The 23,145-nt window shown below is 64.5% G+C and carries 25 protein-coding genes and 1 pseudogene; 15 read left to right on the top strand and 11 right to left on the bottom strand.

Annotated features, from left to right (window positions below):
• Positions 1–31 precede the first annotated feature (31 nt).
• From MTX35_RS24395 to MTX35_RS24385, 3 genes are all read right to left on the bottom strand, one after another.
• The gene (locus tag MTX35_RS24395) at positions 32–853 is read right to left on the bottom strand and encodes an ABC transporter ATP-binding protein (protein ID WP_243597394.1); all 822 of its coding nucleotides are present in this window, start codon (positions 851–853) and stop codon (positions 32–34) included.
• Positions 850–1,815 (bottom strand): FecCD family ABC transporter permease, encoded by a 966-nt coding sequence (locus MTX35_RS24390; RefSeq protein ID WP_374230352.1) that lies wholly within the window; start codon positions 1,813–1,815, stop codon positions 850–852. Before MTX35_RS24390 ends, MTX35_RS24395 begins: the two co-directional genes overlap by 4 nt.
• A 98-nt stretch (positions 1,816–1,913) precedes the next feature.
• Positions 1,914–2,960, bottom strand: a complete 1,047-nt coding sequence (locus MTX35_RS24385) for an ABC transporter substrate-binding protein (RefSeq protein WP_243597392.1) — start codon at positions 2,958–2,960, stop codon at positions 1,914–1,916.
• A 165-nt stretch (positions 2,961–3,125) separates the two neighbouring features.
• On the opposite strand from MTX35_RS24385, the gene MTX35_RS24380 reads away from it, so the two are divergent.
• From MTX35_RS24380 to MTX35_RS24370, 3 genes are all read left to right on the top strand, one after another.
• Positions 3,126–3,545 carry a nitroreductase/quinone reductase family protein gene (locus tag MTX35_RS24380; protein WP_243597391.1) on the top strand — a complete coding sequence of 140 codons (420 nt, stop codon included), beginning with the start codon at positions 3,126–3,128 and terminating at the stop codon, positions 3,543–3,545.
• A 99-nt stretch (positions 3,546–3,644) separates the two neighbouring features.
• Positions 3,645–4,757 (top strand): diguanylate cyclase, encoded by a 1,113-nt coding sequence (locus MTX35_RS24375; protein ID WP_243597390.1) that lies wholly within the window; start codon positions 3,645–3,647, stop codon positions 4,755–4,757.
• A 46-nt stretch (positions 4,758–4,803) separates the two neighbouring features.
• Positions 4,804–5,790 (top strand): barstar family protein, encoded by a 987-nt coding sequence (locus MTX35_RS24370; protein ID WP_243597389.1) that lies wholly within the window; start codon positions 4,804–4,806, stop codon positions 5,788–5,790.
• A gap of 11 nt (positions 5,791–5,801) precedes the next feature.
• Here MTX35_RS24370 and MTX35_RS24365 read toward each other — a convergent pair whose 3' ends face one another.
• The gene (locus tag MTX35_RS24365) at positions 5,802–6,434 is read right to left on the bottom strand and encodes an NAD(P)H-dependent oxidoreductase (RefSeq protein ID WP_243597388.1); all 633 of its coding nucleotides are present in this window, start codon (positions 6,432–6,434) and stop codon (positions 5,802–5,804) included.
• Between the two features lie 79 nt (positions 6,435–6,513).
• Between MTX35_RS24365 and MTX35_RS24360 the strand changes: the two genes are divergently transcribed.
• Positions 6,514–7,089 carry a TetR/AcrR family transcriptional regulator gene (locus MTX35_RS24360; RefSeq protein ID WP_243597387.1) on the top strand — a complete coding sequence of 192 codons (576 nt, stop codon included), beginning with the start codon at positions 6,514–6,516 and terminating at the stop codon, positions 7,087–7,089.
• Positions 7,090–7,138: 49 nt separating this feature from the next.
• On the opposite strand, the gene MTX35_RS24355 is transcribed toward MTX35_RS24360, so the two are convergent.
• Positions 7,139–7,399 (bottom strand): hypothetical protein, encoded by a 261-nt coding sequence (locus MTX35_RS24355; RefSeq protein ID WP_243597386.1) that lies wholly within the window; start codon positions 7,397–7,399, stop codon positions 7,139–7,141.
• Between the two features lie 150 nt (positions 7,400–7,549).
• Here MTX35_RS24355 and MTX35_RS24350 point away from each other — a divergent pair, with 150 nt between their 5' ends.
• The 4 genes from MTX35_RS24350 (at position 7,550) to MTX35_RS24335 (ending at position 11,498) form a co-directional block, all read left to right on the top strand.
• Positions 7,550–8,080, top strand: a complete 531-nt coding sequence (locus MTX35_RS24350; RefSeq protein WP_243597385.1) for a hypothetical protein — start codon at positions 7,550–7,552, stop codon at positions 8,078–8,080.
• Positions 8,081–8,261: 181 nt separating this feature from the next.
• Positions 8,262–9,734: a PepSY domain-containing protein gene (locus tag MTX35_RS24345; protein WP_243597384.1), complete on the top strand. Its 1,473-nt coding sequence runs from the start codon at positions 8,262–8,264 to the stop codon at positions 9,732–9,734.
• Positions 9,731–10,285 (top strand): copper chaperone PCu(A)C, encoded by a 555-nt coding sequence (locus tag MTX35_RS24340; RefSeq protein ID WP_243597383.1) that lies wholly within the window; start codon positions 9,731–9,733, stop codon positions 10,283–10,285. Before MTX35_RS24345 ends, MTX35_RS24340 begins: the two co-directional genes overlap by 4 nt.
• Positions 10,278–11,498, top strand: a complete 1,221-nt coding sequence (locus MTX35_RS24335; protein WP_243597382.1) for a Dyp-type peroxidase — start codon at positions 10,278–10,280, stop codon at positions 11,496–11,498. Before MTX35_RS24340 ends, MTX35_RS24335 begins: the two co-directional genes overlap by 8 nt.
• On the opposite strand, the gene MTX35_RS24330 is transcribed toward MTX35_RS24335, so the two are convergent.
• Both MTX35_RS24330 and MTX35_RS24325 read right to left on the bottom strand, forming a co-directional pair.
• The gene (locus tag MTX35_RS24330; RefSeq protein WP_243597381.1) at positions 11,499–12,620 is read right to left on the bottom strand and encodes a TIGR03364 family FAD-dependent oxidoreductase; all 1,122 of its coding nucleotides are present in this window, start codon (positions 12,618–12,620) and stop codon (positions 11,499–11,501) included.
• Positions 12,621–12,647: 27 nt separating this feature from the next.
• Positions 12,648–13,361: a GntR family transcriptional regulator gene (locus MTX35_RS24325; RefSeq protein ID WP_243597380.1), complete on the bottom strand. Its 714-nt coding sequence runs from the start codon at positions 13,359–13,361 to the stop codon at positions 12,648–12,650.
• Positions 13,362–13,469: 108 nt separating this feature from the next.
• On the opposite strand from MTX35_RS24325, the gene MTX35_RS24320 reads away from it, so the two are divergent.
• The 5 genes and pseudogenes from MTX35_RS24320 (at position 13,470) to MTX35_RS24300 (ending at position 18,557) form a co-directional block, all read left to right on the top strand.
• Positions 13,470–14,168 (top strand): phosphonatase-like hydrolase, encoded by a 699-nt coding sequence (locus MTX35_RS24320; protein WP_243597379.1) that lies wholly within the window; start codon positions 13,470–13,472, stop codon positions 14,166–14,168.
• Between the two features lie 32 nt (positions 14,169–14,200).
• Positions 14,201–15,169: a phosphate/phosphite/phosphonate ABC transporter substrate-binding protein gene (locus MTX35_RS24315; protein ID WP_243597378.1), complete on the top strand. Its 969-nt coding sequence runs from the start codon at positions 14,201–14,203 to the stop codon at positions 15,167–15,169.
• Positions 15,169–15,976: pseudogene (gene phnC, locus MTX35_RS24310) on the top strand (phosphonate ABC transporter ATP-binding protein). The gene MTX35_RS24315 and the pseudogene phnC overlap by 1 nt, the downstream one beginning before the upstream one ends.
• Positions 15,973–17,565, top strand: a complete 1,593-nt coding sequence (gene phnE / locus MTX35_RS24305; protein ID WP_243597377.1) for a phosphonate ABC transporter, permease protein PhnE — start codon at positions 15,973–15,975, stop codon at positions 17,563–17,565. Before phnC ends, phnE begins: the two are co-directional and overlap by 4 nt.
• Positions 17,541–18,557 carry a zinc-binding dehydrogenase gene (locus tag MTX35_RS24300; RefSeq protein WP_243597376.1) on the top strand — a complete coding sequence of 339 codons (1,017 nt, stop codon included), beginning with the start codon at positions 17,541–17,543 and terminating at the stop codon, positions 18,555–18,557. Before phnE ends, MTX35_RS24300 begins: the two co-directional genes overlap by 25 nt.
• Positions 18,558–18,559: 2 nt before the next feature.
• Here MTX35_RS24300 and MTX35_RS24295 read toward each other — a convergent pair whose 3' ends face one another.
• Together MTX35_RS24295 and MTX35_RS24290 are read right to left on the bottom strand one after the other, a co-directional pair.
• On the bottom strand, positions 18,560–19,132 hold the full coding sequence (locus tag MTX35_RS24295) for a zeta toxin family protein (RefSeq protein ID WP_243597375.1): 573 nt from the start codon (positions 19,130–19,132) through the stop codon (positions 18,560–18,562).
• The gene (locus tag MTX35_RS24290; RefSeq protein ID WP_243597374.1) at positions 19,129–19,506 is read right to left on the bottom strand and encodes a ParD-like family protein; all 378 of its coding nucleotides are present in this window, start codon (positions 19,504–19,506) and stop codon (positions 19,129–19,131) included. The genes MTX35_RS24295 and MTX35_RS24290 overlap by 4 nt, the downstream gene beginning before the upstream one ends.
• Before the next feature lie 120 nt (positions 19,507–19,626).
• Here MTX35_RS24290 and MTX35_RS24285 point away from each other — a divergent pair, with 120 nt between their 5' ends.
• Positions 19,627–20,424 carry a DNA-formamidopyrimidine glycosylase family protein gene (locus MTX35_RS24285; protein ID WP_243597373.1) on the top strand — a complete coding sequence of 266 codons (798 nt, stop codon included), beginning with the start codon at positions 19,627–19,629 and terminating at the stop codon, positions 20,422–20,424.
• 120 nt (positions 20,425–20,544) lie between these two features.
• On the opposite strand, the gene MTX35_RS24280 is transcribed toward MTX35_RS24285, so the two are convergent.
• Positions 20,545–21,264, bottom strand: coding sequence for a GAF and ANTAR domain-containing protein (locus MTX35_RS24280; RefSeq protein ID WP_243597372.1), 720 nt, complete (start codon positions 21,262–21,264; stop codon positions 20,545–20,547).
• A 224-nt stretch (positions 21,265–21,488) separates the two neighbouring features.
• A complete protein-coding gene (locus MTX35_RS24275; protein ID WP_243596365.1) occupies positions 21,489–21,659 on the bottom strand; it encodes a CsbD family protein in 171 nt (56 codons plus the stop codon).
• Between the two features lie 143 nt (positions 21,660–21,802).
• Here MTX35_RS24275 and MTX35_RS24270 point away from each other — a divergent pair, with 143 nt between their 5' ends.
• Positions 21,803–22,795 carry a YihY/virulence factor BrkB family protein gene (locus tag MTX35_RS24270; RefSeq protein WP_243597412.1) on the top strand — a complete coding sequence of 331 codons (993 nt, stop codon included), beginning with the start codon at positions 21,803–21,805 and terminating at the stop codon, positions 22,793–22,795.
• Positions 22,796–23,145: the final 350 nt, after the last annotated feature.

Here is a 23,145-nt window from a genome sequence, read left to right as displayed (position 1 = left end):
AATCCCCTGGGGCTCTGCAGTCCGATGCCGATCAGTGGCGAGATGCTGCCGCCACGCTGGCGTTCTTCTTCCCGTCGAAGGTCTCGTACCCGGCCGCCGCATCGAAACGGATGTGCACCCGTCCGTCGTCGCCGTCCACGGACACTCGCGCCCGCACTCGGTACACCTCGGCGATGAGTTCTTCGGTCAGCACCTCCGCGGGGGCACCGCCTGCGACGACCTTGCCGTCCTGGAGCACCAACACCTCGTCGCAGAACATCGCGGCCAGATTCAGGTCGTGCAGCGCGACGATGCTGGTGATCGGGAGACGAGCGACGAGGGCCAACAATTCGAGCTGGTGATGGATGTCGAGGTGGTTGGTCGGCTCGTCCAGCAACATCTCGCGGGGTTGCTGGGCGAGTGCGCGTGCGATGTGCGCTCGCTGCTGCTCACCACCGGACAGCGTGCGCCACAATCGATCTGCTTTGTCGGTGAGTCCGGTCTGCGCGAGCGCATCGTCCACTGCGTCGTCGTCCAAGTCGCTTCCACCGAACGCCCCGCGATGCGGGATACGTCCCAGACGCACGACATCGCCGACCGTCACGTCGACGTCGGTGTGCGCGTGCTGTCCGACGACCGCGACGGCGCGGGCGATGTGTTTGCGTTTGAGCGAACCGAGTTCTGCGCCGTCCAGTTCGACGACACCGGCGGTGGGCGATGCCGCTCCGGCCAGTAGATGCAGCAACGAGGACTTGCCGGAACCGTTGGGCCCCAACAATCCCACCGTGCTGCCGGGCGTGGGGTGCAGCGTCACTCCGTCGACCACCAGAGCCCCGCCGCGTTTCCACGAGACGTTCGACGCGTGCAGAGTCATCGAATTCCCCTCTTGCGAGCCATGATTGCGATGAAGGCGGGAACGCCGACCAGTGCGGTGCCGACACCCACCGGCAGTGGGGTAGGGGCGAACGCGACGCGGGAGACGGCGTCGACCCACACCATGAAGATCGCGCCGATGATGGCAGTGGTGGGCACGAGGCGGCTGTGGTTCGGTCCCACCAACAGTCGCGCTGCGTGCGGAAGAATGAGGCCGACGAATCCGATGGCACCGGCCACACTGACCAATGTCGCGGTGATCAGGGCGGTTCCGATCAGAAGTGCCAGGCGTACCTTCTTGACGTCGAAGCCCAGCGAGGACGCCACCGAGTTGCCGAACGCGAACGCGTCGAGCACATACGCGTAGTAGCAACACACCACCGCACCGATGCCCGCCACCGTCACGCACAGCACGACGTCGTTCCAGCGCACACCCTCGAACGATCCGAGGAGCCAGAACATCACGCCGCGGGTCTCGTCGGAGTCCGCGAACGCGAAGATCACGAACGAGGTGAGCGCAGAGAACAATTGGGTGGTCGCGACACCGGCGAGGATGACGCGGTCGTTTCCGCTGCCGGACATGCGGGCGAGGAAGAGCACCAGAGCAAACGCGACGAGCGCGCCGATGAAGGCACCGCCGGACAGTCCGAGTGCGGCACCGCCGACACCGAGAACACCGACCACGACGGCACCGGTCGACGCACCCGAGGACACCCCGAGCACGAACGGATCGGCCAGCGGATTGCGCAGAAGCGATTGCATGATGACGCCGCAGATACCGAGCCCGACGCCGCTGGCTGCGGCGACCAGCGCGCGGGGAAGCCGTTCCTCCCAGACGATCGCATTCTTGGACACCTTCACCGGGACGTCGGTGATGCCGAGATGATTGAGCACCACATCGCGGACGTTGACCAGTGAGATGTTCGCCGGCCCGAGGGTGATGGCGACCAAGATCGACACCACACACAGCACGACACCGCCCAGCAGAGCCAACACCCAACGCCACAGGTGAAGGGAGGTCTGCGAGCGTTGGACGGTGGGTCGCGGGGCGACGGTCGTGGTCAGGACGACAGTCCCAGGTCGCGCAGTCCGGCGGACACCTTTTCGACGCCGTCGACGGCCCGGATCGACGGGTTCATCTCCGCACCGTGCAGCGAGATGTAGCGCTTGTCACGAACGGCGGCCATCGTGCTGGTGACGGGGTCGGACTCGAGAAATGCGATCTTGTCGGCGAGCAGGTCACCGGGAAAACGGTTGCGCGCCAGGTCGCCCAGTACGAGAACGGTCGGATCCCGATCCACCATGGTCTCCCAACCGACGGCGGGCCAATCGTCGTCGGTATCGGCGAAGACGTTCGTCATACCGGCCGTTCTGGCGAGCAGATCGGCCGAGCCGAGTCCGCCTGCGATGTACGGGCTCTTGGTGTCCGCAAACCAGAATGCCACGGAGACATCCGAATTCGCTGTGGTCGCGGTGGCGTCGTCCATGCGGGTCTTCAGTTCGTCGATGAACTCGGCACCGCGCTCGTTGACGTCGAAGATCGCCGCGAGTTCGGTGATCTCCTGGTACAGCGACTCCATGGTGAGCGGCGTCGTTCGGGTGTTGCCCCCGTTGACGCTGCGGCCGGCGTCGCAGTCGGTCGGTGAAAGATACGTGGCGGCACCGGTTTCGGTGAAGCGCGAACGCTGGGCGACGCCACCCTGTTCGAAGTGTCGTCCGAACGACGCGGTGACGAGGTCGGGCTCGGTGTCTACGACGACCTCGTAGGTCGGGGCGTTGTCTGCCAGCCGGGGAACCGAGGCGTTCGCGTCGGCGAGGTTCTCGCGGACCGGATCGGTCCACGACGCGGTGCCCACCATTCGGTCCTGCACGCCGAGAGAGAGAAGAATTTCGGTGGAGTTCTGATCGAGCGAGACCACTCGCTGCGGGGCAGAGGTGAAGGTGACCGACTCGCCGCAGTTCTCGATCGTCAGCGGATACGAGGTTCCGCCATCGGTGGCCGCCGCGGCCACGTCGGGTACCTCCTCGGACGCTCCGCACGCGACGAGCGATCCGACCAGTGCGGCCGCGACGGAGAGGGTGCCTGCGCGGCGACGAACGTTGAGCACGTGGAATGTCCTTCGGGTTCACACAGCAACGAGCCGCCGGGGTTCACCCGACGGCGCAGCGCGCCCGAGGCGCGCATGAGCACAGGCTAACCTTTGGCTTTCGTGGAGGGAAATCGTCCAGAGGGTTCGACTCCGAACCGGCGTGATGCGCGGCATACTCGACGCATGACCGACTTCAACCAGGCGATCATCGACGAATTTCGGAAGAACGGCGGCCACGTGGCCACGGCGGGCTTCGGTGATGCGCTCGTCGTCCTGCACTCCATCGGTGCCAAGAGCGGCGAGATTCGGTTGAACCCATTGATGGCGATCTCGGAGGACGGCAGCTGGTTGATCGTCGGATCAGCGGCCGGCTCGCCGAAACATCCCGCCTGGGTGCACAACCTCCGTGCACACCCTGGCATCGACATCGAGGTTCCCGGCGACGGGGACGTTCGAACCATCTCGGTGACCGTGTCGGAAATCCCCGACGAGGAGTGGGACGCGAACTGGCAAAAATTCTTGGACGCGTCCGAGGGGTTCGCGAAGTACGTCGAGACAGCCGAAGGGCGACGATTCCCGATCTTCCGTCTCACTCCCGCCTGACTCGGCGAAGGCATTACATCGTTCCGGTTTCCGCGAGCATCGCGTCCCCTGGCAGACTGATCCCGTCGCCACGGGACTCGGGGTCGGCTCGGTGCTCGAGTGTCGAGTCGTGGTGACGTCACCCTCGTACCCGAAGGCCACATCCACATGCATCTGCTTCGACGATGGTGGTCGTTTCCCGCCGATTTCGCCTGGTCGGCCGCCTACCATCGGATGAGCCCGCTGCTGAGCCACGTCCACGTCGCGGTGGGCATCTGGTGCTGGTTCTTCGCGGTACTCTGCGTCGCCGCTGCTCATACACCTGCTGGCTTCGACTCCGGTTCTGCCGAGAAAGCCGGCTATGCGATCGCAGCGGCGAACACACTGGTCGGACTGGCGTGGGTCCGCGGACCGATTCCTACCGAGACGATGTCCAGGTTGTTCGTCGTCTACATCGAGGTCACGATCGCGGCCCTGCTGTTCCTGCTGGCCGATCCGTTCGTCGCGCTGCCCGGAGCAGCGGCCCTCGGGATCATCGGCAGCTACATCGCGGTTTTTCACAATCCGAAGATGTTCGTGGCTCATCAGACCTGGTCCGTCGCGGTGACCGGAGCACTGTTGTTCAGGGCTGTCATGGAGCCTTCGGCCGATGTGGTGCTGGCGTACGCCTATCTGATTCTTCTGACCCTGATCCTGTTCTCTGCGCCGATACTGACCCAGTCACTTCTGTTGTTGTTGCGCAGCGATGCGGCCACTGCCTTCTACGATCCGCTGACCGGGCTGAGGAACAGACGAGGATTGGACGCGGCGATCACTCAGCGAGGCAACGACCCGGACGAGCACGGCAGCACAGCGGCTGTGCTCGTTGTCGATCTGGATGGGTTCAAGCTCGTGAACGACCGGTTCGGGCACGCACACGGTGACGTCGTACTTCGAGTGACGGCCGAGGCGATCGACGCGGCATTCCCGCCGCCCGCCATCACCGCGCGTACCGGCGGCGAAGAATTTGCGATCCTCACCTACGTCGACACAGTCGCGGCGATCGAACAGTTCACCGATCTACAGACACGGCTGGCAGCAGACTCGGAGGTAGGCGTCACCGTCAGCGTCGGCGGTGCTCACCTCGAGGGCACCTCCGTTGCTCGTGACTTCCGCGGAGCCTGGAGCCGAGCGGACGTTGCGATGTACGCCGCGAAGCGGGCGGGCGGAAACTCGGTGTCGTTCGACGTGTGAGCGTTCGAGGAGTCAGTTCTTCGAAAGTCCATGACATGCTCGATGGATGCCCATGCCCGAATGGCAGGACCAAGCGGCACGCCGCGTGTGCGAGCGAAATTCCAGCAGAGCAGTCATTTTCGACCCCACCGATCACGAACTGTTCGTCGTTCAGGCCCGGGGCTTCGATTGGCAACTGCTACAGAACGGTTCCGTCCATCGGTATCGAGACCGTTTCGGACTCGACACCGCGAGCGCGCACCTGGCAGATCTCGACTATGTGGTGCACCGCCTCGATGCCGGCTCCTGGCTCGATGTTGCCGCTATGCATACGGCCCTCGCTACCGCACTGTCCTTTCCCGGCTACTACGGGCGAAATCTCGATGCACTGAACGAATGTCTCGGAGACGTGGGGCGGTACAGCTACGGAAGCGACTCGAGCAGTGCCGGAACGGTGTTGGCCATCGCCGGCTTCGATTCTCTTCTCGATATCGATCGACCGACGGCGCTGGGGGGCCTCGACATATTCGCCCGCCACGCGCGTCTGTCCGGACACGCCATGCTGTGTCTGATCGAAACCGTCCGCGACGACCTCGGAAAAGTCGGCGGCACGGACGTCTTGCAGGCCTCTGTAGCCGAGTTTCCCCCCGACCCGCCCGAGCCTTTCGACGAGTCGACCATCATCGAGTTCGGGTTTCAGTTCTACGCAACGGCGGACGAAGCCGACGATCTCGCCCTTCGGGTGGAGTCGGCGACGGCTCCGATTCTCGACGAGATCGGCCGATACTGCACTCGTGTCGACTTGGCGTCGGAACGCGCGGGGCAATCCGACGAGCGGCACTCGAGCTCGTCCAGGCGTCGTGCACCCGGACAGGATCTGTACGAGATAAGCATTGCCACGCGGGGAGTCGGAGATCGCAACGTGCTCGGTGAACGGATTTTCGAGGCCGTCACCGGGTTCAGGCTGCCTTTCGAGCAGATGAGCGAGACTCCGTTCGGTGGTCCATTACTGGCCGATGCGCTCGAGAAGTACCCGTCGCTCGACCAGGCCTGATCGGCGAAAGCTCACGGCGTCGGAACACCGACCGACTCGAAGACCTTCTGGCTACCGACCGCTCGGGCAGCCAGGGCAGAACCCAGATCGGCGACCTCGGCAGCGAAATCCTCGCGACTCCTGGTATCGGTTTCGTGCAGGAAGGTCGTCGATCCGACTGTTGCACCGCAGTATTCGACGATTCCGCGTTCGATCTGCGTCCGGAAGGCCACGTCGATCCCGTGGCGCTCGAAGCTGTCGGCGTCGTCGCCTGCCAGGACGACCAGGTGGACGGTGAGTCGATCCAGCTTCTTGACGATGCCGTATTCGGCGGTGATGTCGTAGGCCCATCCGCTGACGAAGACCCGATCGATCCACCCCTTCAACAGGGCGGGCATGGACCACCAGTACATGGGAAAGATCAGTACCAACTGATCGGCGCGGTCGATTCTTTCTTGCTCGGCAAGCACGTCCGAGGGTGTCGTTCCTGTGCCCCGGAACAGATTCAGATCGCCGTCGGAAAATCGTGGATCGAAGCCCTCGGCGGCGAGATCGGCCGTCTCGACGGTGCCGCCTGCGGTGCGGATCGCGTCCGATACGGATCGGGCGACGTGGTGGGTCAGGGAGCCGGGGTCGGAATGGGAGACTACGACGAGTGCGGTCATGGCTGGTTCCTTCGGTGAGGTGAAACGGCTATGTACCAAGAGTAGGTTACTATTCGTATATAGCGCAAGGAGGTCTCCGATGGCTCGGACGCGACTGTCTCGCTCGGACCGATACGACCAGTTGGTCGAGGTCTCGTGGGCTCTCGTGCGAGCAGAGGGGGCGGATGCCCTCACGCTGGGACGACTCGCCGAACATGCCGGTGTGGCTAAACCGGTGGTGTACAGCCATTTCGCCTCGCGCGCCGAACTCCTGGCCGCGCTGTTCACGGAATTCGACGACCGGCAGACGGTGATGCTGGAGGAGTCCCTCGATTCCGCGGCCGCGTCGTTGGACGGGCGTGCCCGCGCCATCGCCGACTCGTACGTGGGCTGCGCGTTGGCTCAGGGGCGTGAGCTGACGGGTGTGCTTGCGGCACTGGAGGGTTCGCCCGAACTCGAACAGGTCAAACGCTCGGCGGAACGCGCGTACTCCGAACGCTGCCGGTCGATTCTCGAGCCGTACTGCCCCTCCGGTGAGATTCCGGCACCGTCGATCACCGCGATCTTCGGAGCAGCGGAAGCGCTGTCACAGGCGGCAGTATCCGGATCGCTGAAGCCCGAGGAGGCGACTGGGGAACTGGCCGAGCTGATCAGCGCGGTCGTAGGGAAGGCCTGACCCGCAGATCACTCCGCGACGAACATCGGTCTCCCGGGGGATCGGGCGTTCAGATGGATGCTCCCGAGCCGGCATTCATGGTGGGGAATCGATTTCTCAGGGCATCCAGCTGGCGATGCAACTCGTACAGTGACTGCTTCTGCGTCTGCGCTTCGTCGCTGTGCCATACGTGACTGCGCGAATCGCCGACTCGCTGTGCCTTGCGGGCGAGTTGCTGGGACTCCTCGATTCGAGTGGACGCGGCGGCGATCTCGGTGGTCAGCATGTCGGCGAACACCCGCGCTTGAGCCGCGTCCGAATTCTCTGCCATGTACGTCCACTCTCGATCCCGAGGCTCGACCGTTGATCGTTCGAGTACCGAAGATCAGGATAACCGTCCGGAAAAAGACCGTCGGATCGGCTTCCTGCGACCACGTGCCTCGAGCTACTACTCGGTGTAGTTGGTAGTAAGCTTCCGTCCATGTCTGCGCCAACGGATGGATTCGCGCCTCTGCGCGGTGCCTCCGTGGGCGGACTCTCGGCGTTGATCACCGCCTCTGCCCACACCATGGGTGGCGGGATGCCCCCGTCCGACGCCGCGATCGTGCTGTTGGCACTCGCGTGCGCTGCCGTCGGATACGCGACCGCAGTGGCACCGCGGCTCGGTGCACCTCGCGTCCAACTGCTGGTGATTCTGGCGGTAGCGCAGTCGATCGGCCACCTGCTGCTCACCGTCGTCGACGGTCACCATCACGGTCCGATGATCACCCAGCAGATGTTCGCGGCCCATGTGGTCGCCATCCTGGTCGGCGCACTCGCCATTCGCGGAGCCGAGCACGGAATTCGGCGTGCAGTCACCTCACTCCGCAGGGCTTTGCCTCTGCTGACGGCGCTCGTCGTCGACGACAATCGCATCGCTCCGCCGCTCCCGGTGTATCGGATCCCGGGATCGACGCTCCTGCTCGACCTCTCGGGTTGTGGGAACCGAGGACCACCGGCTCGTACTGCCTGAGCACAGCCCACCGTCTCACTCGCCCTGCTCGTCAGGCGTCGGGTAGTGGGTTGTTGCCGCATTCGATCCTGTACCTCGCACTGTCGTGAATTCGCGCCGTCTACGCACGGCTCGATCCGTCGTGCGATGCCACCTCGCGCATACCCGCGCGCCCACTCACGCCCTCACGAAACGAGTCCTCGTGTCCACACCGGAAATGGAACGCGTCGCCGATCCTTCCCCGCCCACCCGCCCGACCAGTCCCCGTAGCTGGCGTCCGCTGATCCTGCGGCTGCACTTCTATGCAGGCATCCTCGTTGCGCCGTTCATCCTGATCGCCACCATCAGCGGCGGCCTCTACGCCGTTGCGCCGACCCTCGAACAACTCGTCTACCGCGATTACGTCCAGGTGGACTCGACCGGCCCAGCCGTGCCGGTCGCACAACAGATCCAGGCGGCCCAGGCCGAGCGGCCGGACCTCACCGTCGCCGCCGTCCGCCCCGCAGCCGAGGCAGGCGACACCACTCGGGTGCTGTTCACCGACCCGAGCCTCGGCGAATCCCAGCGGCTGGCCGTTTTCGTCGACCCTGCCACCGCGACGTCCGTCGGCGAACTGGCGGTCTACGGCTCGTCCAGCGCATTGCCGTTGCGTACCTGGATATCCGAGTTGCATCGGCACCTGCATCTGGGGGAGCCAGGTCGCCTCTACAGCGAACTGGCGGCCTCGTGGTTGTGGGTGATCGCGCTCGGTGGCCTCTACCTGTGGTTCGAGCGCTATCGACGCAATCGCGACAAGGCTCGACTGCTCACCTTCGATCGACAGTCGAAGGGGCGCAACCGGTCGTTGAACTGGCATGGAGTGGCTGGTATCTGGATTGCTGTCGGTCTGATCTTCCTGTCCGCCACCGGTCTGACCTGGTCCACCTACGCGGGTGAGAACGTCACCGAGCTGCGGTCGGCACTGAGCTGGACCACCCCCGCCGTCACGAAGACGATCGGTTCGTCCGACGCGGCGACGAGCGACCATTCCGGTCACGCCGGGCATTCGATGGAGATGCCGGCCGATGCGTCGACAATCGAAAACAACGTCGGGCGTATCGATTCGGTCCTCGACATTGCACAAGCCAACGCCGTCGACGGAGCAGTGGAGGCGTCGATCCCGGCGTCGGACGACACGGCGTTCGTCGTCGCCGAAACGCGTCAGCCCTGGGTGATGTCGAACAACTCCGTCTCGATCGACGGCAGTACCGGCACGGTGATCGACACTCAGTACTTCTCGGACTGGCCACTGGCGGCCAAGCTGTCGGCCTGGGGTATTCAGCTGCACATGGGCACGCTTTTCGGTGTGGCCAATCAGCTTGCCCTGCTTGCTCTCGCAGTCGCCCTTGCATCGGTCATCGTGCGCGGCTACATGATGTGGTGGAAACGCCGCCCCACCAAGGCGACCGGTCTCACCGCGGGGCGGCCGCCGCTACGTGGCGGTACTCGCCGCATCTCGCCGATCGCGGCGGTCGTACTGTCGGTGGTCGCGGTCGCTGTCGGCTGGTTCGTCCCACTCCTCGGGCTCAGCCTGGTTGCGTTCCTCGCCGTCGACATGATCCTCGGATCGGTCCGTCGAGCACGAACCAGAACAGCCAATTCCACTGCTTCCCAACATGAAAGCGAACTCGTATGAACCTGTCCCGACGTACCTCGACGCTGATGGCCGCACTGTCGGTCACCGGCCTGATTCTCACCGGATGCTCGAGCAACGAGCCGGCCGCCGCGGCGAAGGAATCCGATTCCGTCGTCGTCCGCGAGCAATGGGTCAAAGCGGCCGACTCCGGTATGACGGCGGCATTCGCCGAATTACAGAACACCGGCGACTCCGATGTCCACGTGGTCGGTGCATCATCACCGGCATCGAGCCGAATGGAACTGCACGAGATGGCAACCGGGGCCGACGGTGCCATGGTGATGCGGCCCAAGGAGGGCGGGTTCGTCATTCCGGCGGGCGGCACGCATGTGCTCGCCGCCGGCGGTGATCACTTGATGCTGATGGACGTGACATCGCCGCTGACCCCCGGAGCCGACGCAGAGTTCACCCTCGAGTTCGAGGATGCGTCGTCGACGACGTTCACCGCTCAGGTCCGCGACTTCGCCGGTGCTCAGGAGAACTACGAGCCCGGCACCATGAACATGAACATGGACGGGTCGGCGACCCCTGCGCCGGCGCACGGTGGCTGAGAACGAGAACCGGTCACCACGTTCGCTGAGCCGGCGACGCCTCCTCGGCGGAGGCGTCGCCGCGCTCGGCGTCGCGGGCGTGGGAGCCGCGACCGGTTACGGAATGACCGACCGAGCTGAGGAGACGGTCACCGGAAGCAACACGGTGCCGTGGCGCGGACTGCATCAGGCAGGAATCGATACCGTTCCGCCGCAGGCACACTCGACGTTCGTCGGGTTGAATCTGCAGGATCGTGTCGGGCGCGACGAGCTGATCGGGATCCTGAAAGTGTGGACCGAAGATATCGGGCGGCTGACTGCCGGTGCGCCCGCGCTGGCCGATACCGAAGCCGAACTGGCGCTTCGGCCCGCCCGCATGACGGTGACCGTCGGCCTCGGTGCCGGTGTGTTCGATGCGATCGGTCTGCCGGACCGGCGGCCGTCGTGGCTGGCACCGCTGCCTGCCTTCGGAATCGACCGTCTGGAACCGGGATTCACCGGCGGCGATCTGCTGCTGCAGGTGTGCTCGGACGATCCCGTCACCGTGGCACACGCAGTGCGGGTACTCACCAAGAACGTTCGCTCGTTGGTGACGATCGCCTGGACACAGCGCGGATTCCGGCGCTCGCGGGGTACCGAGGAATCGGGCACCACGATGCGCAATCTGATGGGACAGGTCGACGGCACCGTCAATCCCGCAGCAGGAAGCATGGACTTCGACGGTCTGGTCTGGGATGACGGTAGCGATCAGCCCTGGATGAAGCATGGAACGTCGATGGTGTTGCGGCGCATCCGAATCGAGATGGACACCTGGGACGAGCTGGACCGACCCGGCCGGGAACTGTCGGTGGGGCGAACCCTCGACACCGGTGCGCCGTTGACCGGAACCGCCGAGTTCGACGAGGCCGAGTTCGACGCGACCGATCGATTCGGTATTCCGGTCATCCCGCCGTCGTCCCACATTGCTCGGGCGCGGCACGCTCACGACGGCGAGCGAATCTTCAGGCGCGCGTACAACTACGACGATCCACCGGATCCAGGGTCGGTCTCGAACTCCGGTCTGCTGTTCGCGAGCTATCAGCGCGATGTGCTCACCCAGTTCCTGCCGATTCAACAGCGCCTCGACGAATTCGATGCGCTGAACGAATGGACGACGCCGATCGGGTCTGCCGTGTTCGCAATACTGCCGGGAGTAGCGGAAGGTGGCTATCTAGGTCAGAGCTTGTTCGGGTGATCAGGCCCGCATCAGAGCGTTGTCCACTCCGGCCAGGGCCAGTCCCATGCTGGTGGTCATACCGATCCCGGTGGTGACGGTGACGATGTGCACGCCATGAACGGGTTCTTCGAGCAGGAACTCCGAACCCGGTGCCGAGCAATAGGTGCCCTGCCAGCGCTCGGTGACGTCGACGCGGTCGACGCCGAACAGCGCCTTCGCTTCGGTGAGCAGCACCTGGAATCCCTCCTCGCTCTGGAACGGTGATGTGGTGATCTCGCGAACGTGGGTGTCGCCCAGGAGAATCGACCCGTCCGGTTGTGGGGTGTACATCTGGTGCAGATCGAGTTCGACGTAGCCGGGATACTCGGCCTGCAGGCGAGCGGCGACGTCTGCGACGGCGGGCAGGTTCTCGAAGCCCGAGTACCGGAGCAGTGACCAGCCGGTGAACAGGGGAGAGGGGAGCGGAGCACGCAGCGGCAGGGTGGCGCGCAGCATGTGCAGTCGACACCGCACCAGTCCGCTGCGTTCGGCGCTTTCGGGAAACAGGCGATCGATGTCGTGGTTGACGGTGACGAACGTGGTGCCGGCATGCAGGTTGCCGCGCGAGGTGTGGACGACGCCCGGGGTGAACGACGTTGCCGCAGTGCGCCAGTGGAAATCCACGCCGGAGCTCTCGAGCCAACGTGCGATGGCGGGGGCGGCTGCACGTGGGTCCACCTGGATGTCGAGCGGCAGATACATGCCGCCGACCACATCGGTGTCGGCAATGGGAAGTCGGTCCAGTGTCGCGGTGCGGTCCAGCAGTTGTGCCTGCTCCGCACCCCGCAGTTCGGCGAACTGCTCGAGCACCGCGAACTCGTCCTCGTGCCGGGCTACGCAGTGTGTCCCCGATTCCGCAGCCCAGAAGCCTGCTGTGCGGGCGAGGTCGAGCCAGTGGCTGCGGCCGGCTCGGGCGTAGGCCAGTGCAGTATCGGATTGCGCTGTGATGCAGGCGTGTCCGAAATTCTGCACCGAGGCACCTGCGACGCGATCGGCATGATCGACGACCGCCACGGTGAGTCCCCGCCGGTGAGCGTGATAGGCGTGTGCGAGGCCGACGATGCCGGCCCCGACGACGACGACGTCGTAAGTGGATGTCATGAGCAGCGTCTTTCTCGAGAGGTCATGTCAGGCGTTCATGACGGCGGTGAAGGTCATCCGGTCTCCGCGATAGAGCGACCGTCGGTGTTCGATAGGAACCCCGTCCGTGTCGTAGGAGACCCGGCCGAGCAGAAACATCGGTGTCCGGGTGTCGACGGTGAGCAGTGCTGCTTCTCGGGCGTCGGGGAGGACGGTTTCGATGGTATCGACGACGCGTCCGAAAGTGACTCCCCGTGCTGCCAATTCGGCATACAGCGACGAACGGTGATCGAAACTGCTCTGCAACCCCGGGATTCGATACGCGGGTATGCGAGTCGTTTCCAGTCCCACTCGAACGTCGCCGGTGGTGAAGACGCGTTCGAGTTGCACCACCTCCGAACCTGTCTCGACTCCGAGTAGATCCGCCAGAACGTCGTCGGCTCGGAACACGTCCCAGCCGACCAGAATTCGAGTAGCGGTCATACCCTTCTCGCGCGCGGCCTCGGTGTACGAGCCGATCGCCAACGGCAGCACCACTTTGGGTTCGGCAACCACCGTCGCACGGCCCCGTCGTTCGATTCGACCGGCTACCAACAGCTCTCGGATTGCTTGACGCAGTGTCTCGCGGGACACGTCGTATCGTTCGGCGAGATCACGCTCGGAAGGAAACGCGTCGCCTGCCGACATGCCGTCGAGCATGGCGTCCAGACTTCTCCGCACGATCTGGTGCTTGAGAACGCGAGGTTCGGAGTCCACAACCATGTATCGACCATAGCATCAATTGGTCTAGACCTAATTGTCGCTCGACGTTCACGATCCGTTCACCGGGGTTCCACGCGATGGTCTATACCAAACGGCAGTCTCGTGCCCATGCCGAACTCCACCAGCCCGAACGCCAGCACCGCCATCGAACTCGTCGTCCTCGACATGGCCGGAACCACTGTCACCGACGACGGTCTGGTACTCGAATCGTTCGATGCCGCTGCCACCGCAGTCGGACTTGCCGACGCCGGTCCGGAACGCGATGCCGCCCGTCGCTACGTCCTGGACACGATGGGTCAGTCCAAGATCGAGGTCTTCCGTGCCCTGTTCGGAACGGAGGACCGCGCCCAGGCCGCCAACCGCGCCTTCGAATCGGCCTACGACGCGCGCATCGACGACGGGGTCTCACCCGTACCCGGTGCAGCCCAGGCGATCACGAAGCTTCGCGAGTCCGGAATCACCGTCGTCCTGACGACCGGATTTTCGGTACCCACCCAGAATCGCATCATCGATGCGCTCGGCTGGCGGGATCTGCCCGACGCCTTCCTCGCACCCGGGAGCGCCGGTCGTGGCCGTCCGCACCCCGATCTCGTGCTCTCGGCCGCACTGCTCGCCGAGGTGACCGACATTTCCTCGGTCGCCGTCGTCGGTGACACGTCGAGCGACATTCTGTCCGGTCGCCGAGCCGGCGCATCTCTGCTGGTCGGTGTGCTCAGCGGAGCTCACTCCGAGGACCAGCTGCGCGAGGCCGGTGCGACTCACGTTCTGGACAGCGTCGCCGACCTTCCCCCCATCGTTCTGCCCTGATCATCCACCACACCCCGAACGGACACCACGCCATGATCATCACCTCTCGCCGTCGTGCCGGTACCGCCGCGGCCATGCTCTCTGCTGCGGCTCTGGTCGCAGCCGGTTGCTCCAGCTCCTCCGACGGAGCCACCACCGAACAGGGATTCCCCGAAACCCTCACCCTCGCCGCAATTCCCGCCGAGAACTCGACCGACCTGAAAGCCAGCTACGACCCCGTCATCGAGCGGCTGGAGAACGAGACCGGAGCAACCGTCGAGTTCATCCAGGCCTCGGACTACGCCGGTGTGGTCGAGGGCTTGATCGCGGGGAACGTCGACATCGCGTTCTTCGGACCCTTCGCCTACGTCGTCGCCGGAATCAACGGTGCGGACATGACACCGCTGGGGGCCGTCGTCCAGGACGAAGGGACTCCTCCCGGCTACCAGTCGTACGGAATCACTCGCTCGGACAACGCCTCGGTGAACGGCCTCGCCGACTATGCGGGAAAGAAAGTCTGCTTCGTCGATCCGAGCTCCACCTCCGGATTCCTCTACCCCACAGCGGGACTGATCGAGAACAACGTGATCGCCTCCGGTTCCGAGGCCGACATCTCCGCGGCGATGACCCCGATCTACGCCGGCGGACACGATGCATCGGCACTTGCCGTCAAGGCCGGAGACTGCGACGCCGGATTCGCGTTCGACACCATGGTCGACCGGACGATGATCGACAACGGTGAACTGGCACCCGGTGAGCTCGAGACGGTGTGGAAGTCCGAGATGATCGCCGGCTCGCTCTTCGCCGCCAACAACGATCTGGGTACCGAGGCCATCGCCAAGCTCGAAGACGTCTTCAGCGAGGGCATGAACTCGGATGCTTTCATCGCGGACGGCATCTGCGCCGAGGAATGCCGGATCACCGATGAGGACGCTTGGGGGGTCGTGCCGGCCGAGGACAGCGACTACGACGGCGTGCGCCACGTATGCGAGGTCACCGGTTCCGAGAAGTGCGCGGGCTGATGAAGTCCGCACCGATGGACCCCCGTGACGTGGTGGTCAGCATCCGCAACGTGACGAAGACGTTCGGGTCGACCACCGCGTTGCAGGATGTGAACCTCGACGTGCACCGCAGTGAAATGCTGGTTCTGCTCGGGCTTTCGGGCTCCGGGAAGTCGACACTGTTGCGGTGCATCAACGGCCTGCATCCCGTCACCTCGGGGAGCGTCTCCGCCCTCGACATTCGTGTCGATCTTGCGAACCGCCGCCGTGTACGTGAACTGCGCCGAGATGTCGGGTTCATCTTTCAGCACTTCAACCTCGTCGGTCGGTTGAGTTGCCTCGAGAACGTACTCGTGGGGGGGCATCGGCCGCCTGTCGATTCCGCGATACGGCGCGCTGACCTATCCGAAAGCAATGCGGGAGGAAGCCCGGGCGTGCCTCGACCGAGTCGGGTTGGCGGACTTCGCCGAACGGCGTGCCGACACGCTGTCGGGCGGGCAGCAGCAACGGGTGGCGATCGCCCGCACCCTGATGCAGCGTCCGCGGATCGTGCTCGCGGACGAGCCGGTTGCCTCGCTCGACCCGGAGAACGCGGGCGCGGTGATGGATCTGTTGCAGCGGGTGTGCAGCGAGGAGAAGCTGACCGTGGTGTGCACCCTGCATCAGGTCGATCTCGCGCTCGGCTGGGCGCATCGACTCGTGGGTCTCCGAGACGGTCGGGTGGTGCTCGATCGCCCGGCCGACGGCCTCCAGCGTGAGGACATCATGCCGATCTATCAGCGGATCGCGCCCGACCCCGGAAACATGACCACGGTGGCACCGACATGACCGTCACCGTCGATCCGAAGCCGACGAACACTGCAGCACAGAATGGTCCGCGGCGACCTCGATGGCTGTTCCCGGCGCTGGGCGTCGCCGCCCTCGTTCTCACCGTGCTCTCGGCGGGCTACATCGATTTCGCGCCGACGACGTTGATCGACGGTCTGGAGGATGTCGGCAACCTGCTCGAGCGGATGCTGCCGCCCCGGGGCGACGACACCGGCAGGATCGTCTCTCTCGCACTCGATACATTGCTGATGGCAGTCCTGGGCACCGTGCTCGCAGCGATCGTCTCGGTACCGTTGGCGTTTCTCGCGGCACGGAACACCTCGCCGCACCCGGTTCTGTACAGCATCGCTCGCGCTGTCATCACCTTCTGCCGGGCGATGCCGGATCTGCTGTTCGCGGTGCTGTTCGTCAGGGCGTTGGGAATCGGGGTGCTACCCGGCATCCTCGCTCTCGCACTGCATTCCATCGGTATGCTCGGCAAGCTGTTCGCCGACGCCATCGAAGAGACCGACGTGGGACCGCGAGAGGCGCTCCGGGCCGCCGGGGCCGGCTACTACCGAGAGATGACCAACGCCGTTGTACCGCAGGTCGTTCCGGCGTGGATCGGAGCCTTCGTCTATCGAATAGACATCAACCTGCGCATGTCGGTGGTCCTCGGCTTCGTCGGGGCGGGCGGTATCGGATTCGCCCTGCAGGACGCGCTGCGTGGACTGATCTACCCGCGCGCTCTCGGAATCGTGCTGGTGATCCTGGTGATCATCGCCGCGATGGAATTGGCAGCGATGGCCCTTCGCCGGATGCTGCTCGTGCCGTCCACGGCCGGTCCGCAGCGCGATCGACTGATGCGGATCGGGGCGTCGGCTGTGCTCGTCTTCGCGGTCGTGGCGTCGTTCGTTGTTCTCGATTTGGATCCGCGCTCGCTTCTGACGTGGATCGGGCCCTCGATCGAGGTGTTCGGGCGAATGGTCCCACCGGACTTCTCCGCGCTGGGAGCGGACCTGTTCGACGCCGCCGTACAGACCGTCGCCATCGGAGTCGTGGCCACCGCAATCGGTATCGTACTGTCGATACCCGTCGGAGTTCTGGCTGCGCGCAACGCAACTCCGCACCCCACGGTGTACTGGATCGCGAGATCGTGGATCCTGCTCGTTCGCGCTGTCCCCGAACTCATCCTTGCTGTCGTGTTCGTCGCGGCGCTCGGACTCGGCCCGGTGGCGGGAACCTGCGCACTGGCCATCGGATCCGTCGGATTCCTCGGCAAACTTGTCGCCGACGCGATCGAGGAGATCGATCCCGGTCCCCTCGAAGCAGTGGCGTCGGTCGGCGGTGGTTGGTGGAATCGGACACTGAGTGCCGTGGTTCCGCAGGCGATTCCGGGGATGGTCGGTTCGAGCTTGTATTTGCTCGACGTGAACATTCGTACCTCCACCATCCTGGGGATAGTCGGTGCAGGCGGTATCGGCTTCCTGCTCTTCGAGTCGATTCGGACCCTGAACTTCGACGTCGCCGGTGCGATCGTTCTCGTCATCTTCGTCGTCGTGTACATCGTGGAAAGGATCTCCGGATGGATCAGATCACTGTTGGTCTGACACAGGCCGCCGTATGGACGGGGAGCGGGATCGACATGTGGGACATCGAGATTCCCGCGCTCGAGTCGGGTGACCTGCTGGTGCGCGTCGACCTCGCGACGGTGTGCGGGAGCGATCTTCACACGGTGTCGGGACGACGCACCGGTGCGTGCCCGTCGGTACTCGGGCACGAGGCCGTCGGTCGCGTGGTTGGCGTCGGTGATGCGACGTCGTCTGCAGAGGTGGGTGATCGGATCGTCTGGTCGGTGACCGTGCCCTGCGGTCGGTGCGCCCGGTGCACGTCCGGCTTCACGGCCAAATGCTCGGCTGTGCGCAAGGTGGGGCACGAGTCCGCCGAGAGCCCTTGGGTTCTCAGCGGCTCCTATGCCCGACATATCGTGGTCCCGCGTGGAACCACGGTGGCTCGGGTTCCCGACACCATGCCCGATGCCGTCGCCGCGCCCGCTGCCTGTGCAACGGCGACGGTGATGGCGGCTCTCGAGGCGGCGGGTGATCTCGACGGCCGACGAGTACTGATCGTCGGGGCCGGAATGCTGGGGGTCACCGCCGCCGCGGCGGCGAGCGAGCGAGGAGCATCGGTGTCGGTTCTCGATCGAGATCCGGAGCGGCAAAGTAACTCTCGTGCGTTCGGGGCCGCGGCGGACGACGGTGCACGGACGGATGTGGCGATCGACTTCTCCGGATCGTCCTCGGCTGTGCAGGCGGCGTCGGAGCGGCTCGATGTCGGTGGGCGGCTCGTGCTCGCCGGATCGGTCGCTCCGGGCCTGCCGATCACCGTCGACCCCGAAGCAGTGGTCCGAAACTGGCTGACCATCACCGGCATCCACAACTACGAGCCGCGGCACCTCCACCAGGCCGTTGCCTTCCTGCACGACACCGGTGCGACGTACCCGTGGGAAGCCCTCGTCGAGGCGCCGGTTCCCCTGGCCGAACTCGCATCGGTGTTGCGGCCGACGCCGTCGGGAATTCTTCGGTCGTCGGTGGCACCGTAGGCTCACGGTCTGTCGATGAGCTCTTTCGGGGCCCACGCCGGCCAGTGCGTGTCGCCGACAGCGTCGCCCTCGACGTAGCGAGCGACGATTGCGGTCACATCCGGCCGCGAGTTGTCGTACACGGTCGACTGATCTGCCAGATCGATCGCCCGTGAAACCAAGGGCCACAATCGTGTGTATCTCTCGCGAATCTTGTCCTCCGGCACGTGGTGGCCCCCTTCTTCGACCCGCACAGCAACTCGCGCAATAGACAACTCGACAGGGACCATGATCACGTGAAGCACAACGACATAACCTGCTTGCTTCGCCGCGGCGACGAAATCGAGCTTGGACGGATGCGAGAACACGGTCTCGGCGATGAACGACTCACCTCGCTCGACGAGCGAATCACGAATGTGTGCAGCGATTTTGGCTGCTTCGTAAGATTGGTGTTCCGGAGAATCCGGCCAGTTCTGCTTCGCAATGATGTCGGCGTTGACGAAGGTGCTCATCGGCAAGATCGGAAACAATCTCTGCTCGACGAACGTCGTCTTGCCTGATCCGTTCGGTCCGACAATCAGATCGAGACGTCTCACAACACGATCTGGGTACCGTCGGGAAGGTGCTTCACAACCCGACCGTGATCATCGAGGAACACGGTCGTTCGACCCTGCGCGGTGCGCTCGGCGAGGTGGTTGCCGCTGGTGAGAGATTCTTCGAGTGCTGCCGCCGTCTCGGCGTTGAACACAACTCCCTCTTCCGGCGATAAGTCGGAAAGAGGAGTTCGGCCGGCGAGCGCGGCTTCGACTCGTCGGCGAGGGATTCCCCTCTGAGTCGACACTTCACGGCCGATGCGGGCCCAGTGTTCCAATTGTTGTCTTGCCGAGCGGTTCTCTCGCGCACCTTCGGCAGCAGCATCGTCCACGAGGTCCGATGGGAAACGAGTCACCCGGTCTGCGACGTTGGTCACGGCTACTCCCTTTTCGGCGGCAATTTCCAGTGTAGCAATCTGCTACAGAAGGGGCGACGAATGCAGAATTGCCGCCCGCGGGGGCGATTGCGTTCCGTTCGAGCGGGATACCCAGAGATCATGCCCGAAGGTGACACCGTGTTCGTGTTGGCCGCGAGGTTGCGTCGAGCATTGGATGGCGCACTGTTGCGGGCCGGAAGGCTGCAGGTGCCCGCGCACGCGGTGGAGAATCTGGCCGGGCGACGCGTCGTCGCGCATCGGACGCACGGGAAGCATCTCCTCACCGATTTCGACGACGACACAACGCTGCACACGCATCTACGAATGAGCGGATCGTGGACGGTGGTGCGGGCCGGCCGATCGATTCCGCAGCGCGTACGGCCCGACGTGCGCGTTCGGCTCGCCGTGGTCGACGGGCCGACGGCCTACGGAATTTTGCTGCCGGTGGTCGACTACGGATGGACCGGGGACATGAATGCGTTGATCGCAGATCTCGGACCGGACCCGTTGCATCCGGTGTTCAACGCCGAACTCGGAGCAGCCAACATCACCGCTCAGGGAAGGCGGCCGATCGTTTCGACGCTGCTGGACCAGCGGGTGATCGCCGGTCCGGGAAACTTGTGGGCCAACGAGCTGTGCTTTCTCCGCGGGCTGTGGCCGTGGACGCCCTCGGGTGATGTCGACGCGCAGCGTTTGGTAGCGCTGCTCGAACGAGCGATGCGTCATTCGGCGACAGTGCCGGGCGCGATGCAGGTGACCACCGGAGACACTCGAAAGGGTCGCTCGCACTGGGTTGCCGGTCGAGCCGGACAGCCGTGCCTGCGGTGTGGGACGCCGATTCGAGTGGTTGCCGAGATACCGGGTGACCCGGACAGGCGTCGAACATGGTGGTGTCCGAGATGTCAACCAGAGCGGTAGCGACGGGCGGTCGATCGCTGTTGTCTCAACGACATAACCGCCCGCGGGTATCGCTTGTTGCCTGCCGATACCACTGACAGCCATTCCTCGCGAGCAGCGAATCGAAACCCCGTCGGGTCGTCAGAAGGTCGAGTTCGTCGGGTGGTCGGTCTCCACCAGATCACGAGCCACCCGGTGCAGCGGGAGATTCTGTTGCTGGGACAGCTTGGCCAGAAGGTCGAACGCTTGAACCGCGTCGAGGTCGTAACGCTCCATGATCATGCCCTTGGCCTGGCCGATGATGTCTCGACTGGCCAGACCGGTCCGGAACTGCTCGTTGTCGCGGGCGCTGAGCATCGCGATGGCCGCGTGGGCCGCCAGAGCTTCACCGATGACCACCGCATCGGCGTTGAATGCGCGTGTCTCGTCGCTGTAGAGGACCAGCGCACCGATGTCGTCGGCATTGCTGAAGAGCTGGAACGCAGCAAGCGATTTGAATCCCTCTTCGACGGCGGAGGCAGCGAACTGTGGCCAGCGATTCTCGTCGGTCAGATCGTCGGCGACGACGACGTCGAGGTGATGAACCTCGGTGGGAATGGGGCCTTCCCCCAGCTCGTATTGCAGGCGACAGAGCTTCTCTGCGACCGGATCGGTGGAGGCGACCACCGTCCGCTCGCCCTTGTTCACCGTGGTGATGCACCCGGTGACCGCACCCGGGATCATCGTGATGGCCGTGCGCAGAATCTCGTCCAGTGTCTGCGGCATCGAGCGCCGGGTTTCGCGCAGCGAGCGGGCGAACTGGGCCAGAGTGGAGGCGTCAGCCGATGCGGCGGTGTTGTCTTCGATTGAAGAGTGCGGCATGCACACGGTCCTCTCGCATGGGACCCCTGCCGCCCTCTCGTCGGAGAGATCCACGATCATGCGCCTTCTGCTGGACGCCCGTATCGGCCGACACTGTCGGCTTCGTGCATTTTATACGTTGTCGTCGGGAAGGTTGTACGTAGAACCGATGAGCGTCGGCCGCGGCACCCGAGAACATAGCGAGGGCCGTCGATCAAGAGATCGACGGCCCTCGCGAGTACGAACTACTTGAAGGTGTCCTTGATGTTCTCGCCGACCTTCTTCACGCCTGCGGAACCCTGGTCCTTCTTGCCCTCGGCCTCGAGGTCGTTGTTGTTCGTGGCGTCGCCCACAACTTCCTTCGCCTTGCCGATGGCGTCTTCTGCTGCATTCTTGGCCTTGTCGATGAAGCTCATGTGAGTTCCTTTCCTCGTGCCCTGTTGGTACTGAAGAGTTGGTCGGAGCCCGTCGGCGAAAGCGCACGTTCGCATGCTGAGATCTGGGTCACACATGCCACCTACGTTTCCTGACGGTCCGCTGTGGATACATTCGACCGATGATGGTCGCGAGAGTGGACAGTTATCAGCGCAAACACCCGTCGGCGGGTTTCCCGGTGGCAGTGCTGTACAAGTTTCTCGACGACCGAGGCGGCTATCTTGCAGCGCTGATCGCGTACTACTCGTTCCTCTCGCTGTTTCCGCTACTGCTGCTGTTCACGACGGTGTTGGGGATCGTGCTGGCCGGCGACCCGGAACTGCAGACCCGCATCATCGACTCGGCGATGAGTCAGATCCCCGTCATCGGTGATCAACTCGCTCAGCCGGACCGGCTCAGCGGAGGGACGACAGCCATCGTCATTGGCGTCGTGGGGTCGCTGTACGGCGGACTCGGCGTGTCTCTGGCCGCGCAGTACGCAATGAACACCGCATGGTCCGTCCCGCGAAACGAACAACCGGACCCGATCAAGGGCCGGCTGCGCGGGCTGGTGCTGCTCAGTACCGTCGGCACCGCCATCATCGGCCTGACCGTCCTCAACGGCGTCGCGTCCTCGGGCGTGTTCGGCTTTGCCGGCGGTGCACTGGCACTCGTCGGAGCGGTCGTGGTCAACGCAGTGGTCTTCACTGCTGCGTTCCGAATCGGGACTGCGCGCGCCCTGACCGTGCGCGAGGTCCTGCCCGGTGCTGCGATCGCCGCGGTGATCTGGCAGGCACTGCAATCGTTCGGCGGCATCTACATTCGCTATGTCGTCGGCAATGCCAGCGTCAGCAACGGGATCTTCGCGATCGTCCTCGGCCTTTTGGGCTTCCTGTACGTCGCATCGGTGCTGATCGTGCTGTGCATCGAAATCAACGCCGTGCGAGTCGATCACCTGCATCCCCGGGCGCTGCTGACGCCGTTCACCGACAACGTCGAACTCACCGAGGGTGACAAGAACTCCTATACCGGCCAGGCAGAAGCGCAGCGCAACAAGGGATTCCAGGACATCACGGTCACCTACGAGGAGCCGGATTCGGTGACGGGGGATGACTCGCCGCGCAAGGGAGCCGAGTGATCGGGTAGGCGCAAACGCGCGCGCATTCGTCAGGTGCGCGCGGATTTGCCAGTCCGGCGGGCACTGTTTTGCGCGCGTATGGCAAACGCGCGCGCGTTTGCGGGGGACGGGGGTGTTCTGGCTTCGCTGCGAGTAGTTGACGGTCATAGGGGACGAGTTGGGTGCCGGCCGGTTCTCGGGTGGATCGGGTAGGGGCGCAAACGCGCGCGCATTCGTCAGGTGCCGCTCAATGTCAAGCTGTCTGGAGTCGGTTGTTGTTGATTCCGACGGTTGCGGGCGGTTGTGGTGTGCAGGGGCGGCGGCGGAACCGTTCGGGGTGTCGGTCGTAGTAGGCCTGTTGGGCGCGATCG

Origin of the sequence: Rhodococcus sp. ARC_M12, from assembly GCF_022810385.1 — a bacterium.
Lineage (GTDB): Bacteria > Actinomycetota > Actinomycetes > Mycobacteriales > Mycobacteriaceae > Rhodococcoides > Rhodococcoides navarretei.
This window is presented reverse-complemented; position numbering and strand designations above follow the sequence as displayed.

What these genes read in the sequence shown, in the direction of transcription:
- MTX35_RS24395 (WP_243597394.1), bottom strand. Translation starts at nt 853, where the DNA reads ATGACTCTGCACGCGTCGAACGTCTCGTGGAAACGCGGCGGGGCTCTG.
- MTX35_RS24380 (WP_243597391.1), top strand. Translation starts at nt 3,126, where the DNA reads ATGACCGACTTCAACCAGGCGATCATCGACGAATTTCGGAAGAACGGC.
- MTX35_RS24370 (WP_243597389.1), top strand. Translation starts at nt 4,804, where the DNA reads ATGCCCATGCCCGAATGGCAGGACCAAGCGGCACGCCGCGTGTGCGAG.
- MTX35_RS24365 (WP_243597388.1), bottom strand. Translation starts at nt 6,434, where the DNA reads ATGACCGCACTCGTCGTAGTCTCCCATTCCGACCCCGGCTCCCTGACC.
- MTX35_RS24360 (WP_243597387.1), top strand. Translation starts at nt 6,514, where the DNA reads ATGGCTCGGACGCGACTGTCTCGCTCGGACCGATACGACCAGTTGGTC.
- MTX35_RS24355 (WP_243597386.1), bottom strand. Translation starts at nt 7,399, where the DNA reads ATGGCAGAGAATTCGGACGCGGCTCAAGCGCGGGTGTTCGCCGACATG.
- MTX35_RS24350 (WP_243597385.1), top strand. Translation starts at nt 7,550, where the DNA reads ATGTCTGCGCCAACGGATGGATTCGCGCCTCTGCGCGGTGCCTCCGTG.
- MTX35_RS24340 (WP_243597383.1), top strand. Translation starts at nt 9,731, where the DNA reads ATGAACCTGTCCCGACGTACCTCGACGCTGATGGCCGCACTGTCGGTC.
- MTX35_RS24330 (WP_243597381.1), bottom strand. Translation starts at nt 12,620, where the DNA reads ATGACATCCACTTACGACGTCGTCGTCGTCGGGGCCGGCATCGTCGGC.
- MTX35_RS24325 (WP_243597380.1), bottom strand. Translation starts at nt 13,361, where the DNA reads ATGGTTGTGGACTCCGAACCTCGCGTTCTCAAGCACCAGATCGTGCGG.
- MTX35_RS24320 (WP_243597379.1), top strand. Translation starts at nt 13,470, where the DNA reads ATGCCGAACTCCACCAGCCCGAACGCCAGCACCGCCATCGAACTCGTC.
- MTX35_RS24315 (WP_243597378.1), top strand. Translation starts at nt 14,201, where the DNA reads ATGATCATCACCTCTCGCCGTCGTGCCGGTACCGCCGCGGCCATGCTC.
- phnE (WP_243597377.1), top strand. Translation starts at nt 15,973, where the DNA reads ATGACCGTCACCGTCGATCCGAAGCCGACGAACACTGCAGCACAGAAT.
- MTX35_RS24300 (WP_243597376.1), top strand. Translation starts at nt 17,541, where the DNA reads ATGGATCAGATCACTGTTGGTCTGACACAGGCCGCCGTATGGACGGGG.
- MTX35_RS24285 (WP_243597373.1), top strand. Translation starts at nt 19,627, where the DNA reads ATGCCCGAAGGTGACACCGTGTTCGTGTTGGCCGCGAGGTTGCGTCGA.
- MTX35_RS24280 (WP_243597372.1), bottom strand. Translation starts at nt 21,264, where the DNA reads ATGCCGCACTCTTCAATCGAAGACAACACCGCCGCATCGGCTGACGCC.
- MTX35_RS24275 (WP_243596365.1), bottom strand. Translation starts at nt 21,659, where the DNA reads ATGAGCTTCATCGACAAGGCCAAGAATGCAGCAGAAGACGCCATCGGC.
- MTX35_RS24270 (WP_243597412.1), top strand. Translation starts at nt 21,803, where the DNA reads ATGGTCGCGAGAGTGGACAGTTATCAGCGCAAACACCCGTCGGCGGGT.